Source organism: Pseudomonas sp. LBUM1655 (genome assembly GCF_059716085.1).
Genome location: NZ_CP166801.1, coordinates 2,345,668 through 2,366,140, shown reverse-complemented (window position 1 = coordinate 2,366,140; position 20,473 = coordinate 2,345,668). Strand labels below are relative to the sequence as shown.

Annotated in this window: 22 protein-coding genes and 1 pseudogene; 6 read left to right on the top strand and 17 right to left on the bottom strand. The window is 61.1% G+C overall.

The window, feature by feature from the left end; all coding sequences use genetic code 11:
- Positions 1–61: 61 nt before the first annotated feature.
- Positions 62–1,510, bottom strand: a complete 1,449-nt coding sequence (locus tag ACA074_RS10625; protein WP_497678960.1) for a sensor histidine kinase — start codon at positions 1,508–1,510, stop codon at positions 62–64.
- A gap of 398 nt (positions 1,511–1,908) precedes the next feature.
- Between ACA074_RS10625 and ACA074_RS10620 the strand changes: the two genes are divergently transcribed.
- The 6 genes from ACA074_RS10620 to ACA074_RS10595 all read left to right on the top strand — a co-directional run bounded on the left by ACA074_RS10620 (position 1,909) and on the right by ACA074_RS10595 (position 8,303).
- Positions 1,909–3,255: a hypothetical protein gene (locus ACA074_RS10620; RefSeq protein WP_497678959.1), complete on the top strand. Its 1,347-nt coding sequence runs from the start codon at positions 1,909–1,911 to the stop codon at positions 3,253–3,255.
- A gap of 35 nt (positions 3,256–3,290) precedes the next feature.
- On the top strand, positions 3,291–5,522 hold the full coding sequence (locus ACA074_RS10615) for an Ig-like domain-containing protein (protein ID WP_497678958.1): 2,232 nt from the start codon (positions 3,291–3,293) through the stop codon (positions 5,520–5,522).
- 71 nt (positions 5,523–5,593) lie between these two features.
- Positions 5,594–6,058, top strand: a complete 465-nt coding sequence (locus tag ACA074_RS10610; RefSeq protein ID WP_497248363.1) for a curlin — start codon at positions 5,594–5,596, stop codon at positions 6,056–6,058.
- A gap of 27 nt (positions 6,059–6,085) precedes the next feature.
- Complete coding sequence (locus ACA074_RS10605) at positions 6,086–7,537, top strand: curlin (RefSeq protein WP_497678957.1); 1,452 nt, start codon at positions 6,086–6,088, stop codon at positions 7,535–7,537.
- Positions 7,538–7,837: 300 nt separating this feature from the next.
- Positions 7,838–8,044 (top strand): type II toxin-antitoxin system RelB family antitoxin, encoded by a 207-nt coding sequence (gene relB / locus ACA074_RS10600; RefSeq protein WP_401265770.1) that lies wholly within the window; start codon positions 7,838–7,840, stop codon positions 8,042–8,044.
- The gene (locus ACA074_RS10595; RefSeq protein WP_083368636.1) at positions 8,034–8,303 is read left to right on the top strand and encodes a type II toxin-antitoxin system RelE/ParE family toxin; all 270 of its coding nucleotides are present in this window, start codon (positions 8,034–8,036) and stop codon (positions 8,301–8,303) included. The genes relB and ACA074_RS10595 overlap by 11 nt, the downstream gene beginning before the upstream one ends.
- A 101-nt stretch (positions 8,304–8,404) precedes the next feature.
- Here the strand turns inward: ACA074_RS10595 and ACA074_RS10590 are convergent.
- The 16 genes and pseudogenes from ACA074_RS10590 to ACA074_RS10515 form a co-directional block, all read right to left on the bottom strand.
- A pseudogene (locus tag ACA074_RS10590) lies at positions 8,405–8,545 on the bottom strand (hypothetical protein); the annotation flags it as partial.
- 19 nt (positions 8,546–8,564) lie between these two features.
- On the bottom strand, positions 8,565–8,942 hold the full coding sequence (locus ACA074_RS10585; protein WP_497678956.1) for a DUF6124 family protein: 378 nt from the start codon (positions 8,940–8,942) through the stop codon (positions 8,565–8,567).
- Between the two features lie 899 nt (positions 8,943–9,841).
- Positions 9,842–10,720: a CsgG/HfaB family protein gene (locus tag ACA074_RS10580; protein WP_187677014.1), complete on the bottom strand. Its 879-nt coding sequence runs from the start codon at positions 10,718–10,720 to the stop codon at positions 9,842–9,844.
- A 29-nt stretch (positions 10,721–10,749) separates the two neighbouring features.
- The gene (locus ACA074_RS10575) at positions 10,750–11,181 is read right to left on the bottom strand and encodes a curli assembly protein CsgF (RefSeq protein WP_489880820.1); all 432 of its coding nucleotides are present in this window, start codon (positions 11,179–11,181) and stop codon (positions 10,750–10,752) included.
- Positions 11,178–11,570: a curli production assembly/transport protein CsgE gene (csgE, locus tag ACA074_RS10570; RefSeq protein WP_497617533.1), complete on the bottom strand. Its 393-nt coding sequence runs from the start codon at positions 11,568–11,570 to the stop codon at positions 11,178–11,180. Before csgE ends, ACA074_RS10575 begins: the two co-directional genes overlap by 4 nt.
- On the bottom strand, positions 11,567–12,106 hold the full coding sequence (locus ACA074_RS10565; protein ID WP_401265775.1) for a type II secretion system protein: 540 nt from the start codon (positions 12,104–12,106) through the stop codon (positions 11,567–11,569). The genes csgE and ACA074_RS10565 overlap by 4 nt, the downstream gene beginning before the upstream one ends.
- Positions 12,081–12,455: a type II secretion system protein gene (locus ACA074_RS10560; protein WP_305442477.1), complete on the bottom strand. Its 375-nt coding sequence runs from the start codon at positions 12,453–12,455 to the stop codon at positions 12,081–12,083. Before ACA074_RS10560 ends, ACA074_RS10565 begins: the two co-directional genes overlap by 26 nt.
- A gap of 5 nt (positions 12,456–12,460) precedes the next feature.
- Positions 12,461–12,934: a type II secretion system protein gene (locus ACA074_RS10555; protein WP_187677009.1), complete on the bottom strand. Its 474-nt coding sequence runs from the start codon at positions 12,932–12,934 to the stop codon at positions 12,461–12,463.
- Positions 12,935–12,936: 2 nt separating this feature from the next.
- Positions 12,937–14,787 carry a secretin GspD/PilQ domain-containing protein gene (locus ACA074_RS10550; protein WP_187677008.1) on the bottom strand — a complete coding sequence of 617 codons (1,851 nt, stop codon included), beginning with the start codon at positions 14,785–14,787 and terminating at the stop codon, positions 12,937–12,939.
- Complete coding sequence (locus tag ACA074_RS10545; protein WP_401265782.1) at positions 14,784–15,302, bottom strand: hypothetical protein; 519 nt, start codon at positions 15,300–15,302, stop codon at positions 14,784–14,786. Before ACA074_RS10545 ends, ACA074_RS10550 begins: the two co-directional genes overlap by 4 nt.
- On the bottom strand, positions 15,302–15,850 hold the full coding sequence (locus tag ACA074_RS10540) for a GspMb/PilO family protein (protein WP_187677006.1): 549 nt from the start codon (positions 15,848–15,850) through the stop codon (positions 15,302–15,304). The genes ACA074_RS10545 and ACA074_RS10540 overlap by 1 nt, the downstream gene beginning before the upstream one ends.
- Positions 15,837–16,382: a PilN domain-containing protein gene (locus ACA074_RS10535; protein WP_187677005.1), complete on the bottom strand. Its 546-nt coding sequence runs from the start codon at positions 16,380–16,382 to the stop codon at positions 15,837–15,839. Before ACA074_RS10535 ends, ACA074_RS10540 begins: the two co-directional genes overlap by 14 nt.
- A 1-nt stretch (position 16,383) precedes the next feature.
- Positions 16,384–17,187, bottom strand: coding sequence for a hypothetical protein (locus ACA074_RS10530; protein WP_497617531.1), 804 nt, complete (start codon positions 17,185–17,187; stop codon positions 16,384–16,386).
- Positions 17,168–18,874 carry a GspE/PulE family protein gene (locus tag ACA074_RS10525; RefSeq protein ID WP_497678955.1) on the bottom strand — a complete coding sequence of 569 codons (1,707 nt, stop codon included), beginning with the start codon at positions 18,872–18,874 and terminating at the stop codon, positions 17,168–17,170. The genes ACA074_RS10530 and ACA074_RS10525 overlap by 20 nt, the downstream gene beginning before the upstream one ends.
- An 81-nt stretch (positions 18,875–18,955) precedes the next feature.
- Positions 18,956–19,486: a response regulator gene (locus ACA074_RS10520; RefSeq protein ID WP_497678954.1), complete on the bottom strand. Its 531-nt coding sequence runs from the start codon at positions 19,484–19,486 to the stop codon at positions 18,956–18,958.
- A gap of 221 nt (positions 19,487–19,707) precedes the next feature.
- Positions 19,708–20,469 carry a SurA N-terminal domain-containing protein gene (locus ACA074_RS10515; protein ID WP_187677001.1) on the bottom strand — a complete coding sequence of 254 codons (762 nt, stop codon included), beginning with the start codon at positions 20,467–20,469 and terminating at the stop codon, positions 19,708–19,710.
- Positions 20,470–20,473 lie beyond the last annotated feature (4 nt).

Here is a 20,473-nt window from a genome sequence, read left to right as displayed (position 1 = left end):
ACTCCCCGGCGACTGGGGCCTCACACCCACTGATGGGGAAAGTTCAGAAAACTCTTCGAGGTTATGGAACCCGCCGAAAAGCCAGGCGAACCGTGGTCCCCTCGCCTTCACGGCTATCCAGAGTGACACCTCCGCCGAAGCGTTCCATGATGCGCTTGACCAGCACCAGGCCGACGCCCAGGCCACCGGACTTGGTCGTGAAAAACGGCCGGAAGGCCATGCTGCGCTGCTCTTCGCTCATGCCTTTGCCGGTGTCGCTGAGCACCACGCACACAGCGCGGTCGCCGCTGGGTTCGAGGCTGACGGTCAATGTGCCGCCCTTGTCCATGGCCTCCAGTGCGTTGGCCAACAGGCTGTTGAGGATCTGCGTCAGTTGCACCGGTTGGCTCAACACCATCGGTGTACTTTGCGGCTGAAACACCACTTGCACGCCGGCCCTGGCAATCTGTTGCTCGAACGCGACGAGGCTTTCGTACAGCGCCGCCACCAGATTCACCGGTTCCGGGTCATCGTTGAGCGGGCGCAGCGACTGCAGCAACTCGCGCACCCACTTCGACATGCGGTCGACCTGACCGATGATGTCGTTGATGTTCTTCTGCGCGGGGCCGGCGTCGAACTCCAGCGCCAGTTCGGCACTGGAGCGGATGGTCGCCAGCGGATTGCGCAGGCTGTGCGCCACGGCTGAGGACATCTCGCCCAGTGCGACAAAGGTTTCATTGGCAATCAATTGTCTCTGCTGCGCCGCAAGCAGAATGGCCGCGCGCCGCACGATCCAGTACAGCCCCAGATAAATCAGCCCGCCGCCCAGCGCAGTGGCCAGCCAGATCAGCGTCAACCCGCGTTCGATACGGGCAATCAGGTCTTTGGGCTCCTTGTAGATCTCGACCATCGCCGTAACGTTTTTGCCGTCGGCGTCGAACAGCGGAATGTAGTTTTCAATAAACATGTAGTCCGGTGGGGTGACGAATTTCTGCTCCTCACGCTCCTTGTCGACGTTGTGATAACTGGCCGACACCGGAATCTTTTCATTGAAGGCGCGATCGAGGTCTTCGTCGGAATGAATGCGCGTGCCTTTCAACGCCGGGTTCGTCGACCAGATCACCAATCGATCGGGGGCGTAGATATTGGCGAGGATGACATCCGGCAAGTGTTCGATGTGATCTAGAAATTCCCCACGGGCATTGGCCCGGGCTGCCGGATCGACGTCGGGAAAATCCTTGTCCAGGCGTGAATCGAGCAACTCGCCCATGGTCCGCACGTTGGGAATCGAGACATGACGCACTTCGGCCGAGGCGATGGCCTGAATGAATTGCGCCGTCAGCAAGGCATCGCGCTGCACGCTTTCGTCGATCACAAACCGTGTCGACACCATACCGAGCGCCACGGCCACAGTGCCGATCACGGCCATGCTGATCAGCGAGAACCAGCGCAACAGGTTGAACGGCAGCGTGCGCGAGCTCAACCGTAGATTGCGGTCCTCGACTGGAAGCGATTTCGACTGCATGTTCATGGCGACGACGTCCCGATACTTCCCTATAGGGTTATAGCCCACGGTTGGGGCTTTGCCCGGATGCGGGGCCATCTACCCGATTGCGCTAGTCGCCAAACACCGCAGAACCCTGTGGGAGCGAGCCTGCTCGCGAAGGCGGTGCGTCAGTCGACATTTTCTTCGCAACAAGTCCGCTTTCGCGAGCAGGCTCGCTCCCACAGTTTTTGCATCCCCACCGCCCCCAATCCTGGGGACTGGCGCCCTATCCAGGCCGAACCTCCAACTTACCTCCAAGCTCCGCAAGCCCTCTAATCCAAGCCTCTCGAGCACTTTCGCCATACCTTGGCATGGAAGGTGTACAGGCCCTCTGCAACTGACCCACCCCCAAGGGGCAGGTACTTTGATAGAGGGATTAACTCATGCACCCTTTACTGTCCAAAACCGCGACCGTCCTGGTCGTGAGCGCCTTGGCTCAGGGCATTGCCCAGGCCGCTTTATTCGCCGTTGATCCGGGTCCGTACACGCCGGCCAACGGCGGTTTCGCCAGTTGGTATCAGGACACCCACGGCCGTACCCTGGATCTGTGCCTGTCCAAAGCGCTCAGCTCGCGAGTGCCCAGCGCTCCCGGCGCGCCTTCGTACATGTGCACACTGCTGCCAACTCCCGGCGTGTTCGATGACGCACAGCCGATTGTCTTCCCGACCAACTTCCCCGATGAAGCGTTCTGGTTCACCGGCGAAACCACCATCATTGATGCCGCACGCGGGATCGACCTCGGTTTCGTCAGTGCCATCGAAGCCGCGTTCGCTGCCGAAGAACCGGTGGAAGGTGATCAGGTCAGCTTTGCGCGGATCCGTATCCGCGTCGATGTACCGACCGCCGGCACCTACGTGATCACCCACCCGTACGGCGTCGACGTGTTCAACATCGACACCCCCGGCCGGCGCGCGATCAACATGACCCGCGACATCGGCATCGGTGTACCGCAAACCTACGACGGCGCGCTCAAAGGTGACATTGGCCCGTTCCTGCGCAGCGTCAATGGCCCCTACACCGAGACCAACCCGGTGACGGGCGCCGCCGAGCAGTTTGTCGGTGACCCGAACCTCAACGAAGCGGTCACCGGTAGCCCGTTCAACACCAACTACGTGCGGATCGAAGGCCCTAACGGTCTGGATCTGCGTTCGACCACTTTCGCCGTCTCCGGCAAATTGTCGACCGTAGTGCGGCCAACGCCAATGATCACCGAGCGCAGCACCTACTCGCGCAAAGCCGGCGACAGCGCACCCGTGGCCCAGCAGGACGTGTTTGTGAAAGCGCCGCCCGCACCGGGCACCGTGGCCGTCACCAGCAGCACCCCGGTGCTGAACATGACCGAAGCCAACTCAACCGGTGCCTGGTACGCGCAATCGGCAGTCAACCCGACATTGCCGACCACCCTGCAAGTGACCGCCGACAACCACTTGGCCATCGCCAGCAGCACGCCAACCACCCTGCCCATGACCCTGACCGACCTGGTGGTGATCCAGCGCGCCGAGTACAGCCTCAGCTCCGGGCAGTTGACGTTGGTCGCCTCGACCAGTGACGAGACCTCGCCGCCGGTGCTCACCGCCAGCTCCTTCAGTGGTGCCGCCATTGGCGCCCTGAGCGGCGACGGCGCGGTGAAAACCCTGGCCACCGGGATCTCGCCGATACCACCGGCCAAGGTTCGGGTGACGTCGTCCAACGGCGGCAGCGATACCGAAGAAGTGGTCATCGTGCAATGAACGCTCACATGCCCAGATCCGTATCAGGAGGCATCATGAACAAGTGGCCACGCTTTGCGCTCAACGCGCTCGGGCTTGCTCTCTCGCTGACCGGCAGTGCCTATGCGCAACTCGCCGCCGTCGACCCCGGCCCCTACACCTTCGCCACCGGGAAATTCCCGATGTGGTACCAGGACAACAATTTGCTGTCGATGGAACTCTGCCAGTCGCGCGCCGCCAGTTCGCGAGTGCCTGTCAGCACGCCACCGGCGTACATGTGCACGCTGCTACCGGAACCGGGCATCTACGACGACACACAACCGATGGTGTTCCCCGACAACTGGCCGCCGGAAGCTTTCTGGTTCCTGGCTGAAACCACCATTCCCGCCGTTGGCAACAGCGGTTATGAAATGGACGCCTACGTGGCCGGGATCGAAGCGGCGTTCGCTTCGGAAAACCCTGCCGATGGCGATCAGCAAAGCTTTGCACGGATTCGCATCCGGGTCTCGGTGCCCACCGCCGGCACCTACACCATCACTCACCCGTATGGCGTGGAGACGGTCAACGTCACTGCCCCGGGCCGGCGTGCGATCAACATCACCAAAGACATCGGCATTGGTGCGCCGGGCAATTTCAGTGGTGCATTGAATGGCGCGATCGGGCCGTTCCTGCGCAGCATCAACGGGCCGTATACCGAAGTGAACCCGGACACCGGTGGCATTGAAACCTTCGTCGGCGATCCGAACCTCACCGAAGCGGTAACCGGCAGCCCGTTCAACACCAACTTCGTACGCATCACCGGCCCCGCCGGAACGATCCAGACCAGCCTGTTTACCGTCGCCGGCAAGGTTCTCGACAGTCGTCAACAGACCCACGTCGAAATCGACCGCGCTACCTATCGCCGCACATCGACCGGCATCCGTGCCGAGGTCTTCGCCAAGGCTGACAGCAGCTCCACGCTGTGCTTCCGGGAAACCGTGGCGCTGCTTCCCGGCCCACCGCCAACGCCGTGCCAGACCGGTCTGTTGGGTGACAACAACGGCCTGTTCTTCGGTCAGCGCCTGGGTACGGGCAGCCTGCCTTCGGTGGTGGTCGTGACAGCGACCAACCCGGCCGGTACCACTCGCCCGACATCGGTGTCGAGCAAACTCAGCGACGTGGTCAAAGTACAGACCGCGCGCTACAACTGGGCTAATCACACCCTGCTGATCGAAGCCACTTCGACCGATGAAGTCGCGGTGCCGGACATGGTCGCGCAGGGCTACGGACGTCTGTCGAAAACCGGCACCCTGCAACGGATCACCGTCGCCGACCTGACCCAGCCACCCGCCACCGTGACGGTGAAATCCGCCGCCGGCGGCAGCGACACCGAGGCTGTTGTGGTGGTCGGCACCGCGCCGAACACCGGTGAAAACCAGCCACCGATCGCCAATACCGACGCCGGCAGCACCAGCTTCGGCGTGCCGATCACCCTCAGCCTGTTGACCAACGACAGCGATCCCGACGGCGACACGCCGCTGAGCATCACCGCGCTGACACAGCCGGCTGCCGGCCAGGGCACCGTCGCCCTCAGCGGCTCGACCGCTGTGGTCTACACCCCGCCAGCCGTGGTGAACGCGCCACTGACCACGACCTTCACCTACAAAGCCCAGGACGCCAAAGGTCTGGCCTCGGCTGCAGCGGCCACCGTGACCATCACCGTCGCGCCGAACCAGGCCCCGACGGCCGTCGCCGACGCCATTGCGACTGCCGGCCTGACCGTGCCGATCAGCGTGCTGGCCAACGACACCGATCCGGAAGGCAACGTGCCGCTGGCCGTGGCCAGCGTCACCCAACCGGCGCTGGGTCGCGGCACCGTCACCACCAATGGCACGGTCGTCACCTACACCCCACCGGCCGTCATCCTGACCGCCTTCACCACAACCTTCACCTACGTCGCTCGTGACAGCTTCGGCGCTCTCTCGGCACCGGCCACGGTCACCGTGCAAGTCTCGCCGAGAGCGCCAGCGGAGAACTTCGCCGTCACCGCCGCCACCGTGACCGCGCGGGCCGGAAACCGCTTCACCTGGGACTTCTCGGGAACGTCGTCGGTGATCCTCGGCAACACCGTCACCGTGCAGGTCACCACCCCGACCGGACTGGTGACGTTGGGGACCGCGACCGTGCCGCTGACCGGCCGCTGGAGACTGACCGTCACCAACACCACTGTGGTGCCGTCGGCCAACCCGACCGCAACGATCCGCACATCGCCTGGCACCGTGCGCACCGTCCCGGTCACCGTGCAGTAACCACCCACGCCCACCCACCGGCGATTGCGGCCGGCTGGGTGGGGCCACTTTCGTAACACAGGGTTTTCGCCATGAACACGCCGACCGCCGCCCTGCTTTGCCTGCTCCTGTTGTGCGGCAGTGCGGGCGTGCGCGCCGACGACTTGATGGAAAACGATGACTTGGCGCCGAGCAGCGTCGACCTCGGCGAACTGCCCCCACCGGTGGGTCAGCAAGCCCTGATCGAGCAGATCGGCCAGGCCAACCTTGCGCTGCTGCAACAGAACGGTCAGTCGCTGCTTGGGCGGATCGTTCAGTCGGGCAGCAATCAAGAGGCTTACATCCTGCAACAGGGCAGCGACCTCATGGCCTTGATCACCCAGAACGGTTCCGGCAACGCCGCATCGATCACCCAAAACGGCAGCCACAACCGCGCGCAGATTTCGCAAAACGGCAACAACAACGACGCCAGCATCGAGCAGGCCGGCGCGGGGCTGCAAAGCGCCGTGACCCAGTCGGGCAACGGCATGAGCGTTTCGGTCAAGCAATATCGCTAAAGCACTGCACTCATCGGAGAGTTAATCATGTTCAAACTGACGCCCCTCACCGCCGCCCTCCTGGTCATGATCAGTGCCCAGGCCATGGCCGACGACAGCCTGTCCACCCAGAGCCAGGCCGGTACTGCCAACATCGCGGATGTGAAGCAGACACAGGCCCCGTTCAGCACCGCCACCCAGACCCAACTGGGCCAAGGCAACAACGCCGCCGCCCTGCAAGACAACGCCACTAGCGTGATCACCCAGGATGCGGTCGGTGACTACAACGCCGGTTACGCCGAGCAACTGTTCGAAAACAACAGTGTCATCACCCAGCAGCAAGCCGGCGCGTTCAACACCAGCCACGCCAGCCAGTCGCTGGGCTTCGGCGCCGGCAACCAGGCCCTGCAACAACAGCAAGGCACCGGCAACTTCTCGTTCGTCTATCAAGACTCGCAGAACGGCAGCGAAGCCAAAACCTTCCAATACGGCGACGGCAACGAAGCCAACATCGAGCAACTCTATGAAGGCACCGGCAACAGTTCGGTGATCACCCAGTACGGCACCGCCAACTACGGCACCGCCGAACAGGTCACCCACAACGGCGGGCAGATCGGCATCAACCAGGCTGGCGAAGGCAACTACGCCTATGGCGACCAGCGCGACGGCACCGGCGGCAACATCACCATCAACCAGTTCGGCAACCTCAACGGCACCGAGATCTGGCAAGACGCACAACTCGCCAGCCAGGCCACCGTCAACCAGTACGGCGACAGCAACGAAACCGTGGTCGATCAAAGCTTCGGCGAAAACAATACCGCCGCCGTCACCCAGGTCGGCAACACCAACGCCATCTATGCCGACCAGTTCGAGTCGGTCAACTCGACCCTGGCGCTGTACCAGGTCGGCAACGGCAACGTGCACTTCACCTACCAGAACGGCGACAGTCACGTGCTCAACGCCACCTCCGTGGGTAACGACAACAAGGTCTACGCCAGCAACTGGAAAGGCCCGCAAACCGGCGGCCAATTCGGCAGCAACCAGCGCGCCAACATCACCCAGGCCGGCACTGGCAACATCGCCAACTTCACCCAGGATGGCGTCGGCCAGATCATGACCACCAGCCAGACCGGCACCGGCAACAAAACCACGGTCAAACAGGCCGATTCCTACAACGAGCTGTACTTCGATCAGAACGGCAGCGACAACATCCTGATCTCCGATCAGCGCGGCACTAACAACCTGATCCAGGGCTCATCGAACGGCACCGGCAACAGTGCTGAGTTTGATCAATCCGGGACTGGCAACCAGGCGTACACCGCGCAGTTGTATGGCAGCGACAACATGATCACGGTCAAACAGGCTGACACCATGAACGTGGCGTATGTAACCCAGGGCGGGACGGGGAACATTGCCAATGTCGATCAGAGCGGGATGACGCAGACGGCGAACATTCAGCAGTTCGGGTCGGCTAACCAGGCGAGTGTTTTGCAGCAGTAAGGGTTGAGTGTTGATGAACCGCGATTCTCTGGTGAAGAGGGTCGCGGTTTTTTTGTGGGCTGACGTAACCACACGCGCGGCTTGCCAGACCAGCCGAGTCCTACAGAAAAAAGAATGCTTTTACCAAATCCGTGGTGTTTTCCTACCACTTCTGGCGGTTGGCGGTCGGAAGTACGGCGTCTAGGATTCTTCGGGACAAATTGATCCTCATGGAGCTTGACAAACGTGCTATTCATCCAGCCAGCGACGACAGCAAATGCTTTACCGAATAGACTTCGAGGCATTAAACCCGGAGGTGCCATGATCGACCCGTCTTTAATCGACCCACTGTGCCCAGTCGTTTCAGATCTTGACCCTGAAGAGCAAGCCGCGAGCTATGACCGCTGGTTAATCGCCAAAGTGCAGGCTTCAATGAATGATCCACGACCGAGCATTCCAAATGATCAGGTTATGGTCGAGATGCGTGCCCTGATGGAAGCAAAGCGTAAAAAATACGATGCAGGTTGAGTGGCAGCCCGAAGCTCGGGCTGAACTCCTGAAAATCCTTGATTACATCAGTGACCGGAACTTAGTAGCGGCTGACAGACTTTCCCAAGCTATCGAAGGCGCTACGGTTACCCTTGCTCAACATCCACACCTCTATCGAATAGGTCGAGCGCCCGGCACTCGCGAGATGGTTGTGCACCCCAATTACCTGATCATTTATCAAGTGGTGGGTCGGATAAATATTTTGAGCGTTTTGCATGCGCGTCAGGAATATCCATAACGCAGACCGAAAAATGCCGGCAGACCAACGTAATTATTTTGTTAACGACAAAAACGCGACCTTTTCGAGGGTCGCGTTTTTTGTTTCCCATCCTTCCTGAGTTATGGGGAACTCTTGGATGGTGATTCCGAGCAACTCAAAGAGTCAGCCCAGTCCTGCACTGCTTGATCATCAATAAAGCGACCAGCATCCACATCGGCCAACGCTTCCAAGGTCAGACGGCGCTTTTCTACTTCCTGATCGTTTTGGATCTTCGGGGAATTAGCCATCCTTCAACTCGACGTGATCCAGCGCTTGATTGACTGCCAGTTCACCCAGCATCACGACTTGTGCAATACCGAGCGCGGTCTTGCGGTGTGAGGGCGGCAGCGAGGCGGCGAAGTTGTTGAGCATTTCACTGGCCGAACCGAGGGTTTCGCTGGCGTTGGCCAGTAGAGACTCGGTGTTGTACCTGGGGTTGGCGAAGTACATGGGCTCCGGCTCGTTAGTGCTGGACATGATCGGAGCGGAAGGATTGAGGTAGTAATCGAGCGCACGGTCGGCGGCTTCGTAGAGTTTTTTGCTGTCGACTGAGGCGTAGGGGGATGTGGTGTCGGTGGTGATTTCTGATTCTGGCGGATTGGGTGTTGGTTTTTTCATGGTGTTTATCTCTCATTGATGGTTGCAACTGGCCCATTCGACTTCCAGGAAAAATGGGTGGCAGCTGTACGCAGGCTGGAAATCCGGGAGAGAGCAACCCGGCAGACACGAATGTCTCCCGCGCACAACCGCCATAACAGAGTGCACACAATGAAAGTGCGCAAGCATACGTTATGAAAGGCCTAATCGCTCTCTCGTATCTTCGGGTTTCCATGCCCGGCCGCTGAATTGGCAGCGACGAACACAGGCTAGAGACCGGACGTCCGACGGACAACCTGAAAACATTGTGGGAAGGTTCCGCCGATTCAGACACTTTTTTAAACAAACTTCAGATCGTAACCCTCACCCTAGCCCTCTCCCGGAGGGAGAGGGAACTGACCGAGTGGTTTGGTGGAAGTACGCCGACGTGCGCTATCGCGTTGAACTCGGACTTTGAAAAGCACACAAATCGGCCCCCTCTCCCTCCGGGAGAGGGCTGGGGTGAGGGGCAAATCCACCACAAATCCAAAGCCGACCACGCTGTGCTCCTCACCACTCAACAGGATGAGCGTTAGCTCGGCTGCTGCTCTTGATCTTGATCCACCGGCCCCGTCGGCAGGCTGAGTGGAGGGATTTATCCGGGGGGGGAGCGCAGCGACTGTTTGGCGAAGCCAAACACATCGAGAGGAGGTGCAGCGAAGCAAACCGGAGGCGATGCCCCCGGATCAATCCCGGAGCGAAGGAACCCCGAGCCTCAGCGAGTGGGCCGAACGTTGGGGCAAGCCTTTTTTTGCTTACTTTTTTGAGGCGTTTGTCAAAAAAGTGAGTCGCCGTCAGGGCGAAACCCTAAGCAGCCGTTACCGCAGCAACGGATATGTACTCAATCAACAAGAACCTGGTCGGCCCAAAGGCCGCCACGTTCACTCAACGTCAGCCTCAGCCTCAGCCCCCGGATCAACCTTGTTCTGACTCAAATACCGATTCAAAACATCATCCTGAGAAGGCGAAGAACTATCCCCCGCCACCTGCCACAACCGCCGCTCAATCCCCTGCGCCACCATATGCCCCACCGCCGCCTCAATCGCCGACAACACACACAACTGCGCCGGCTCATTCGTCGTATAACCCACCTCGGCCTCGAGCAACTTCTTGAACTCGATAAACTTGAACACCCCGGCACTGCGCGCCACCGAATAAATCGTCTTGCTGGTCATCACATTCGACAACACCTGCCCACTGCGCACATCCACCGCACGCAAGTTGACGGTCACCTGATCCACCCGATACTCCCGGGAAATATCAATCCCCAGATACCGCGCCCCTTCCCCACCACTACGCACATTCGTGTCGTAAGCGATGATCCCGCCCTCAAGCATCATGTTCGCCGCCTGCAACGGTGGCAGCTCACCCTGAATATTCACCGGCGTATTCGGCTTCTTCTGCGAGGCGCGAATAATCTTGCGCTCGGTCAGAAGGTTCTGCAGCCCTTCGCGCTCCAGCACCACAAACCAGCCACTGGCCTGCATCGCGTCCATCAACATCGAGGCCGCGCCCTGAGTCACGCTGGTGGAAAACGAACTCGCCGGCGTCGGCTTGTACTGCCCGGTCTGGTCACGGAAGCCGTACACCACCGCCATCAAACGCCCCTTGGGTCGCGGCATCTTCAGCAAGTCGTAGTAGGTCGAGGCCCTGGGGGTCAGGGTCGGAGTTTCGGTGTCCTGCTCGGCCGACATCGGCTCACGCAGACTGCACCCTTGCAATGTCGCCAACATCAGCCCTAGCGCGATGATCTTTTTCATGTCCGTCTCTCCCCGGAACCGTCAGCCCGTCATGGGTTGAGGCCGTTCACCTGAATTTCCGAAACTTCACCAGTCGCTCGGTCGGTCACTTCAATGCTCAGTGCCCCGGAGTCGTCGATGACGTTGACGATAAAAGAGTCGGTGGACAGGCTCCCCGTGTTGCCGGTGGAGATGTTGTCCAGCAACTGCCCTAGCAGCCGCGATTGCAATTGACTGGTGAAGCGTTCCAGCGCCGAGGTGCCGGCCACGGTCGAGCGGCTTTTGAGGTCCGGGTCGTCGTGATCGTTTTGCGCCTGGGCGTTGTTGAGCAACCAGGTGCCGTTGAGCGGGTTGCCGCCGAACGACGGGTTGACCGGCGTGTAGACCAGTTCGGTGGCCTGGACGGCGGCAGCGCTGGCAAGGCCGATCAACAACCCCGAGATCCAGAATCCGCTGCGCCGTGAGAACGTTGTGGTTTTCATAGTTCGTCCTTCTCAAGGTCGGTGGTGTCCTGCAACAGAGCCTCCAGCTTGCGCTGGACAACCTGGCGTCGAACCCAGTCAGCGGCCGCGTAGGCCTCTTCCTTCAGTTCCACGGTGTTCGGCGGCAGGAAGCGCCGATACACCAGGCGTTGCTGATATTCCACGGTCACCAGGCTGCCCCAGCGCGCGTCGGGCCGCTCGCGCACCACCAGGTTGAAATCCATCCGGCTGGTGTCGCGCAGGCGTTCACTGAACGAGTAGTAAAAGTCGTGGCCGATGTGCGAGATCGTGTCGTCGACGATGAAGCCCATCAATTCATCCTCTTCAGCGGCGTGAGTGCAGCCCACCACGACACTGAGGATCAGCGCGCACATCCACTGGCGGCTCATGGCTGCAACGCCTGCGGCAAGACCGACTGGCCTTTGGCCGGGCCGTTGGTGCCGTCGAGGAAGGCTTTTTCGGCAACGAACTGCCAGTCCGAATAACGCTGCATGCCTTGAAAATCCGACCACTGCGTGGGGAAGTCCGCCTGCTTCAACGGCACCTCGGTCGAAGGGCTGTTGAGGCCGGTGATGCGTCCGTCAAAACCCCGTTGCAGTGCCCATTCACCTTTACCGATCGGGTCCGGATAGAGCTGACGCAGATGATGCCGAGCCTCCGGAAAACGCTGATCGTCGAGCAGGTCAGCGAGCTCTTTCGGGTACTGCGCCAGCCCCGGCGAACTGCGGTAGTAGCTGCGCAGCGCCTGGGCATATTGCGTGCCGACCCAGAGCAATTGCTTCTCGCGGTCGCGGCGCGAGGCGGTCGACCACAACTCGCCGGCACTGGCCAGGCCCATGCCCATGACAACGATCAGGAACAGCACGCCCAGGTAGGTGAAGCCACCCTGCTGCGCGCGGTTACCACTCGGAATACTGGCTGCCATCACGCGCCCTCCCGTTGGCACCGCTTTTGATATCGGCCACGCCGCCCGCGACGCCTTCCGGTGGCGCGATCAGCACCCACAGGTCTTTGCGTTCGGTGATCGGGTCCAGTGGCGCGTTGCGCAGGTAACGTTGTTCGATCAATTGCTCGATGGAATCGGGGTAGCGTCCGGTGTCACCGTAAAAGTGATCCAGCGCTTCGCGCATCGCCGACAGGCTCTGGCGCAAAGTGGTTTCCTTCGACGCTTCGAGGCTGTTGAAGTAGCGCGGCAGCGCGATGGTCATCAGCGTGGCGATGATCGCCATCACCACCATCAACTCCAGCAAGGTAAAGCCTTTTTCCCGGCGCATGAGGTTCACCACTCGCGGTAGGCGATGCCGTTGAGGCCCTTGCCGCGCGCCGTGGAGTAGACGTCGAACACGTCCTCGCCATCGCGCGGGTTCTGAGCCGAACTGTTGTAGGCGCGCACGCCCCACCCCCCTTCGTCATCACGTTTGGCCGGCACCAGCGGGTCACGCGGGATACGGCGTAAAAAGTAGAACTTGGCACCCTTGGCGCTGCGCACATCACGCACGCCTTCGACCAGCACTTGCAGGTTCGGCGGATAGCCGCTGCTGTTCATCGACTTCTCGATATAACCGGCATCGAATGCACGTTTGTAAGCGTCGATACCATCGCGAATCTGATACAGCGCGGTGCGCAAATCCTGTTCCTTGCCGCGCCGCACCACGGTCTCGGTCAGTGGCGCGGCCATGCTCGCCAACAGGCCGATCAGGGCCAGCGTCACCACGACTTCGATCAAGGTAAAACCGCGCTGGGAGGCGTTCATGATCAAGGCTTCTCGACGGTGACACGGGTGGTCGCCACGGCCGAACTGCCGACAGCGCGAGGCTGCACAACAGGCGCTGGCGCGGTGTAGGTCTGCATCGAGCGATCCGGCGCCTGAATGTGCATGCTGGTTTCGGTGCCGGTAGAGAACTCCATGTCCGACGGGCTTTGATACGGCAGGTTGCGCACGATCCGTGGGGTGATCGACAGCACCAGCTCCGATTTGCCGACGGTGTCCTTGTTGCTGCCGAACAGCCGGCCGATGCCAGGTATGTCGCCAAGACCCGGAATCTTGTTGCCGGTGGCGCCGTGGTCATTGCGCATCAGGCCGGCGAGGATCTGCGTTTCGCCGTCGTGCAGGCGCAGAGAGGTCTGCGCGTTGCGGGTGTCGACCTGCACCGGGATCGTGCCCTGGCGGGTCGGTTCCAGCGGCGTGGCGTTACTCACTTCCAGAGCAATCTTGATCGCCACTTCGTTGTTCAAATGCACGGTCGGTTGCACTTCGAGCTTCAGACCGACATCCAGGTAAGTCACGCTTTCAGTGATCACCGGGCCTTGGGTTGAAGGCACTGAGGTGGCGCTGATAATCGGTACGCGCTGACCGATGTGGATGCGCGCCTGCTCACGGTTGCTGACCCGAATCACGGGGCTGGCGAGGGTGTTGATGTCGTTGTCCTGCGCGTTGATCTTGGCCTGTGGCGATGGCGAGATGCTGATGCGGCTGGAGTTGATGCCTTTGAGTTGATCAAGCAGGGTCACCGCCGAACCGTCGCTGTTGACCACACCAAAGGTGTTCGGCCATTGCAGGCCAAGGTCGAGAATGCGCTGGGTGGCGACTTCCATCACTTCCACTTCCAGCACCACTTCAGGGTTGGACTGGTCTTGCGATTGCAGGAGTTTTTCCGCCATGCGCACGGCGTCTTCGGTGTCGCGCATGGTCAGGGTATTGAGGCGTTCGTCGACGAACACGTCGCGGGTCTTGAGCATGGTTTTGACCATGTTCAACGCGGTGTTGGCATCGATGCTGGTCAGGTAGAAGGTGCGCATCACCAGCTCTTGATAGTCCTTGAGCTTCTGTGGCGAATCCGGGTAGATCAGCAGCGTGTTTTCGTTCACCACTTTCTGATGCAACTGGTTCTGTTGCAGCAACAGTGTCACCGCGTCTTCGATGCGCACGTCACGCACGAAGATCGTCGCTTTCATGTCCGGGCGCAGGTCTTTGTCGAAGATGAAATTCAGGCCGGCGACCTGCGACAGCACTTCGAAAATGGTTTTGAGGTTGGCTTCGCGAAACTCCAGGGTTACCGGGCGGTCGAGCTTGGTGCGCAGTTGCGGATACGGGATCACGTTGCGGCTCTGCACCAGGCGAATGTTGCCTTGCAGCTCCAGCGCACCTTCGTTGGTCGGGTCGAGTTCGAGGATCTGTTTGACCTGGCGGTCGGCACCGTAGATGTCACCCCGGCGCAAGTCGCCACGGGCCAGTTCAAGCTTCTCGTCCATGCTGCGCAGGTAGTCGAGTTGGCGCAGGGCATCCTGGGCGCGGCGGTTGTTCGGCTCGATGGTCAACACGCGGTTGTAGGCGGTGCGCGCCGAGGCGAAATCGCGGCGTGAGCGGTCGGTGTCACCGGAGGTCAGCAATGCAGTGATCGCCTTGGCCCGGCCGCTGTTGAGCAGCAGGTGCAACTCGGTGTCGCGAGGATCCTCGCGCAAGCCTTCCTCGACCCGGGCCAGCCCGGCCTCGTATTGGCCCTGCTCGATCAGGTCGGCAGCTTCCTTGTTGGCCACCTGCGCAGAACTGCACGCGGCCAGCCCGGCGCAGAGGCCCAGGCTCATCAGTAAAAGGGATCTGTTCATTGCGTACTCCCCACAGACAAGGTCTGCGACAAATGCAAAGGCAGGTAGACCAGACTCAATTCCAGTTCGGAAATGCCGGTGATCTTCCAGGTGTCGTCGATCACATCCCCGTTGCGCACGACGTAGATCTTTTCGCCGCTCTGCAAAAACACTTGCAGGTCGCTGCGGTCATGCAGCTTGCCGACGAACTGAAACGGCACCGGTGGCAGGCTCGGGGCAGGCACCACCGGGGTTGGCGTAATCGCTTGTTCAGTGACCGTGGCCAGGGTTGGCGCGGCCTTCCAGCTCTTGGTGGCGAACAGATCACCGGCCGGGCTCAAGTCCTTGATCGGCGCCGCTTTGACTTTGCCGCTGCTGGCCGGCAACGCACCACGGCTGGCGCTTTTCGCAGGCGTCGCTACGGCCACTTCAGCCGAATCGGCGTCTTCGCTCGGCGAGAGAAATTCCGGCAACCAGGCCAGCGCCGCCGCCACGCCGAAGAACGCCACCCAACCTGTCACGCGCTTGGTATTCATCACGACCTCGACAGGTAAAGGGTCATACGGATCCGGCCGTTGAGGTCGGTGTCGCCAATCTTTTTGCGTTGAAACTCGACGTCTTCCACCACCACCGCCGGCAACTGACCGAGCAAGGCGTGCAGGAAGCGGCGCAGTTGCGGATAGCTGCCGCGCACCGGCAGCAGAATCTGGTAGCGCGCCAGATGGGTTTTCGGATCGACGCCGAGGGCGTATTCGCCGCGTGCCAGGGTGATGTGTTCCTGGGCGGCGAGCGCGTAGATGCGGTCGATGGCCACGGTGGCCTGCGGCTGCGCCGGCAGCTTGTTGCGGAAGTCGTCGAGCTGACGCTGTGGCACCACCGGCGGCGCGATGCTGCCGTCCTCCACCTTGGCCAGATACTCGCTGGCTTCCTGAGTCTGCTGGTTCAGGTGCTGCAACGATTGCCAGCCCGGCAGCAAGCCGCCCAGCGCCCAGATCAGCGCGATCAACAACAGCGCCAGCCCGGCCAGACCCGGCAGGCCAAGGCCTTGCAGGTATTCGTGGACGATCAGTCTAGGGATTCGCATCGCCAATCTCCCAAGTCGCCGACAGGTTGAATTGCACCGGTTGTTCCGGCGATTTGACGACAATTTCGTGGCTCAGCAGCGACACGTCGGACAGCTCGTCGCTGGCTTCCAGACGCTTGTGGAAAGCCAGCATCGCTGGCAGATCCCGCGCTTCGGCGCTGATGCGCAACTGGCCCTTGCGCGCATCCGGGGTCAGGGTCAGCAGCGCGATGTCCTCGCGTGGCATGGCCTCAAGCATGGCGAACAGGCGTTCCCACGGGCGGCGCAGTTGCTGCGAGACCTTGCGCATTTCCGCAAGGTTTTGCGCTTGCTCACGGGTTTCGGCCGGGCTCAAGGTGCTTTTGCTGGCGCTGTCGCCGGTGAGCTGGCGTTGCGTGGTTTGCAAATGACCTTGCTGTTGTTCGGCCTGGGCATCGAGATGCTGTTGCACGCCGAAGCACAGCAGCGCCAGCAACGCGCCGCCGCCGAGCAGGCTCCAACCCAACAGGCCGGAGCGTGGACGTGGCTGAAAGTCGAGGTTGAGGGCGCGCATGTCAGGCCACCGCCCGGGACATGACGTACAAGCCGTCACGCACGGTCATCGAGTCGTCTTCAAGGGTGCGCAGTTGCACCCCGGCCACGTCCGGATGCGCATCGAGGCGCGCCGGGGCATGCAGATAAACGTTGAAGGCGCGTTCGCTGGTCGACGCCTGCAACTGCCGTTCGCGACCGATCAAGGCACTGAGCGCTGCATCGCTGTCGCTGCCACCCGCCGAGCGCACGCCGGCCCAACGCCCTTCCCGGGCCAGCAGCAACACGCTGCGTTGCGGCTCGGCGACCACGAAGAGGAAGTCGCCGGCGTCGAGGCTTTTGTCGAAACGGTTGAACGCCGTCATCAGGTATGGCTGCACCGAGCGCAGGCGCACACCACGGCCGCTGACCAGTGCCCGCAGGCGATCGAGCAAGTCTTGCGGCAAGGCGCTGGCGATGCGGTCGTAACCGGCAGGCTCGGCAGACAACACCAGAGTCCAGGTTTGCGTCGGCACGCCGAACAGGTCTTCGAAGCACAGTTGGGCGAAGCCCCTCAGCTCATCCGGGCTGCTGATTTGCGCGCTCCACGGCACCAGACAGAAACGGCTGAAGTGGCCGGAGATCACCACGCTCAATTCGGCACCGGCGCGGGCGTGTTCGCCGAGCAGACGGTCGAGGGTGTCCAGCGCCACCGCGTAGCTCTGGAAGCCTTCGTCGATGTAACCGACGCTGCCCAGCCACAGGGTTTCACTGCCCCGCCGCTGCCCCAGGCCAACACCGCTGGCGCCGAGCACGGCGACAAAATGTTCACGAGATAAAAGTGACACGATTGATCTCCTCCAGCGTGGTGCGACCTTGTTCCACCAGCTCCAGCGCCGATTCGCGCAGCAGGCGCAAACCACGGGCACAGGCCAGGGCTTTGATTTTGGTGATGGGTTGGCGCTCGACGATCATCTGCCGCAGCTCGTCGTCCAGGTGCAGCAACTCGGCAATCGCCGTGCGCCCGCGATAACCGCTGCCCCGGCAGTGGCCGCAGCCTTTGCCGTGAACGAAGTGGTAGTGGTCGACTTTCTGCGGGTCGAGGCCCGAGGCGCGCAGTTCTTCATCGCTGGGGTTGACCGGCGCGCTGCAACTGCTGCACACCAGCCGAATCAGGCGTTGGGCGAGGATCGCGTTGAGCGCCGAGACCAGGCTGTAGGGGTCGATTTCCATTTGGGTGAAGCGGCCAATCACATCGAAGACGTTGTTGGCGTGGATGGTGGTGAACACCAGGTGCCCGGTCAGTGCCGATTGCACGGCGATCTGCGCGGTGTCCGGGTCGCGGATTTCGCCGACCATGATCTTGTCCGGGTCGTGACGCAAGATCGAGCGCAACCCCCGGGCGAAGGTCAGGCCTTTTTTCTCGTTGACCGGAATTTGCAGCACCCCCGGCAACTGATATTCGACCGGGTCTTCGATGGTGATGATCTTGTCCACGCCGTGGTTGATCTCGGTGATCATCGCGTAGAGCGTGGTGGTCTTGCCGCTGCCGGTCGGGCCGGTGACCAGGACCATGCCGTAGGGTTCGGCGGCGAGGCGCCGTAACTGGCGCAGGGTCTCGTCTTCAAAGCCCAGCGCTTGCAGTTGCACGCCGCAGACCTTGTCGGCCAGATCCTGTTTGTCGAGCACCCGCAGCACCGCGTCTTCGCCGAAGATGCTCGGCATGATCGATACCCGGAAGTCGATCTGCCGGCCACTGATGCCGATCTTGAAGCGACCGTCCTGCGGTACGCGTTTCTCGCCGATATCGAGTTCGGCCATGACTTTGACCCGCGAGATCACCTGTTCGGCAAACTCGGCGCCCTGGACTTTGCTGATGTTGTTGAGCACGCCGTCGATGCGGTACTTGATCACCAGACCGTGACCGGTAGTACCGAGGTGGATGTCGCTGGCGTGCATTTTCAGCGCGTCGTAGAGGGTCGAGTTAACGAGCTTCACCACGCTGCTGGCGTCTTCGCTGATGCTGGTCAGCGACAGGCTTTGCAAGGTGTCGATCTCGCTGTGGGTGTCGCCCTGGGCGTTCAGCGATTCGACAGCGTGGAAGCTCTCTTCGTGGCGTGCCAGATAGGCCTTGAGGTCGTCTGCGTGTACCAGATACAGCGGCGCGCCGTGCAGGCAATCGTCGATCCAGGCCAGCCGCGCCGAATCGAAGGGGTCGGCAAACACGCCGATGACTTCGTCGTTGTGGCGCAGCAGGATGAATTCACGTTTGAGGCATTGTGCGAGGGTGACCCGGTCGAATACCGGCGTCGATTGAAACAGGCTGTCGGTGTCGAGCACCGGATAATGCAGGGTGGCGCCGAGGCAATCAATGAACGGCATCGGCGCCAGTTCGCACAGCACGCCGAGCGCATCAAGAACGCGCTCCCCGGAACTGGCGGCCCGCGCCCGGGCCTGGGCCAACTGCTCACTGGAAAAGCGTTGCGGTGCGCTCTCCACCACCAGCGGTTCGACGACAACGGACAGACGTTCCATGGTTTGCTCTCCAACCGGGGCTTAAAGCCCTGTCGGCGCGACAAACCCTGGCGGCAAATGCCGGAACGTCTGATCGCGCCACTACTCCCCGGTGAGCATTTGATCGTCGTCCGGTGCCTTGGATGGCGACTGTCGTCGTCGATCCGCCAGCACCCAACTGCCATCGTACAACTGCAACGGGAAGCTCTCGGTCCTGCTCTGGCGTCGTTCGACGAAACCCTCGGAAGGGTTCGAACCGGGTTTCGCTTCGCGCTTGAACCCCAGAAGGTCGCAGACAGCTCGGGCCAGTTCCGCCAATGGAAACGGTTTGAACAGGATGTGGCTGACTTCCAGTTGCCGTGCCCGCTCACAGACTTCAGCGGTCGGGTGACCCGTTATCAGCACAAAATGACACGCCCTGTTCTGGCGGACCGCGTCGAGCACCTCAAAGCCTTCCATATCGGGCAAGCGGTAATCGAACACCAACACGTCGGGGGCAAACGTTTCGGCTGAACCGATACCCGTCGCTCCGTCATGTGCAATCCGGACGTCCAGCCCCTGCGCCGACAGATAATCCTGAAGATTCTGTGCAAGCAGCTGTTCGTCTTCGACAACCAGTACTTTGTTAACCAAGGTCGACTCCTTGAAACCCGCAAGTCCGAAAACTGAACCCGCTGGAGTGCGCCTTACCATGGGTAACGCACACTTCATGCCAGGCTGAGTGCCGGTAAATTTTAGTCTTCATGTCCTTGAATTTCATGACAATGCCCGCTCGTCCCGGTACCCCGTTCCCCAGAAACGGGGAAGCACCTGAATGGGCATCGAAGCCATTCCCCACTAATGGGGGGGAACCTTCAATCGTCGTCAATTCGTTCGATCCTGTTCTGCGCCCGCAATTGCGCGAGCACTTGGCGACGAGCCTGGGTCTGTTGCTGTCGGGCAAACTCGCCCGTGACTGCTTCCAGCCCCTCTGATTGTGGGACATCGCTCGCCTCCAACTGGTTCTGCAAATAAATCAGATGCCAACCAAACGGTGATCGCACCGCACCGCTGGCAAACCCCGAAGCGCTGATGATAGACGCTCGCATCTGATTTAAGCGTAGACGTGCCTGAGCCTGCGTGGCGGCATCGGCGTTCGGCGCGACTTTGATCAAGACGTGCCTCGTCTGGGTGAACCGCTGCCGGATCAGGTCGGCGAACATCTGCTGCGCGGCCAGTTCGCGACGCATGTACTCGACGTACGAGGCTTCATCGAAACCCGCCTCCTGCAAACGCCGGTTGAAGTTCTCGGTGCCGCCGATTGTAGTGCGAGTCTGTTCGACCTGCCGGCGCACGCTTTGCTCGTCAATCACCACGCCACGTTTGCGCGATTCCTGCCACAGCAGCTCTTTGTCGATCAGCGCATCGAGCGCGGCCTGACGCAGCTGTTTATAGGCTTTGGGATTGCGAATGCTCGCCACCGCGCGGCCCTGATCTTCCAGGTACTCGGCGAAGAACCGCTCAAGGCGAAACTCGGAGATTTCCTCGCCATTGACCCGCGCGGCCGCTGGCCCATTGTTGGCCAAGGCTACGGGCAACCAGCATGTCAGCAACAGCATTAACGTTCTGAGCTTCATGATC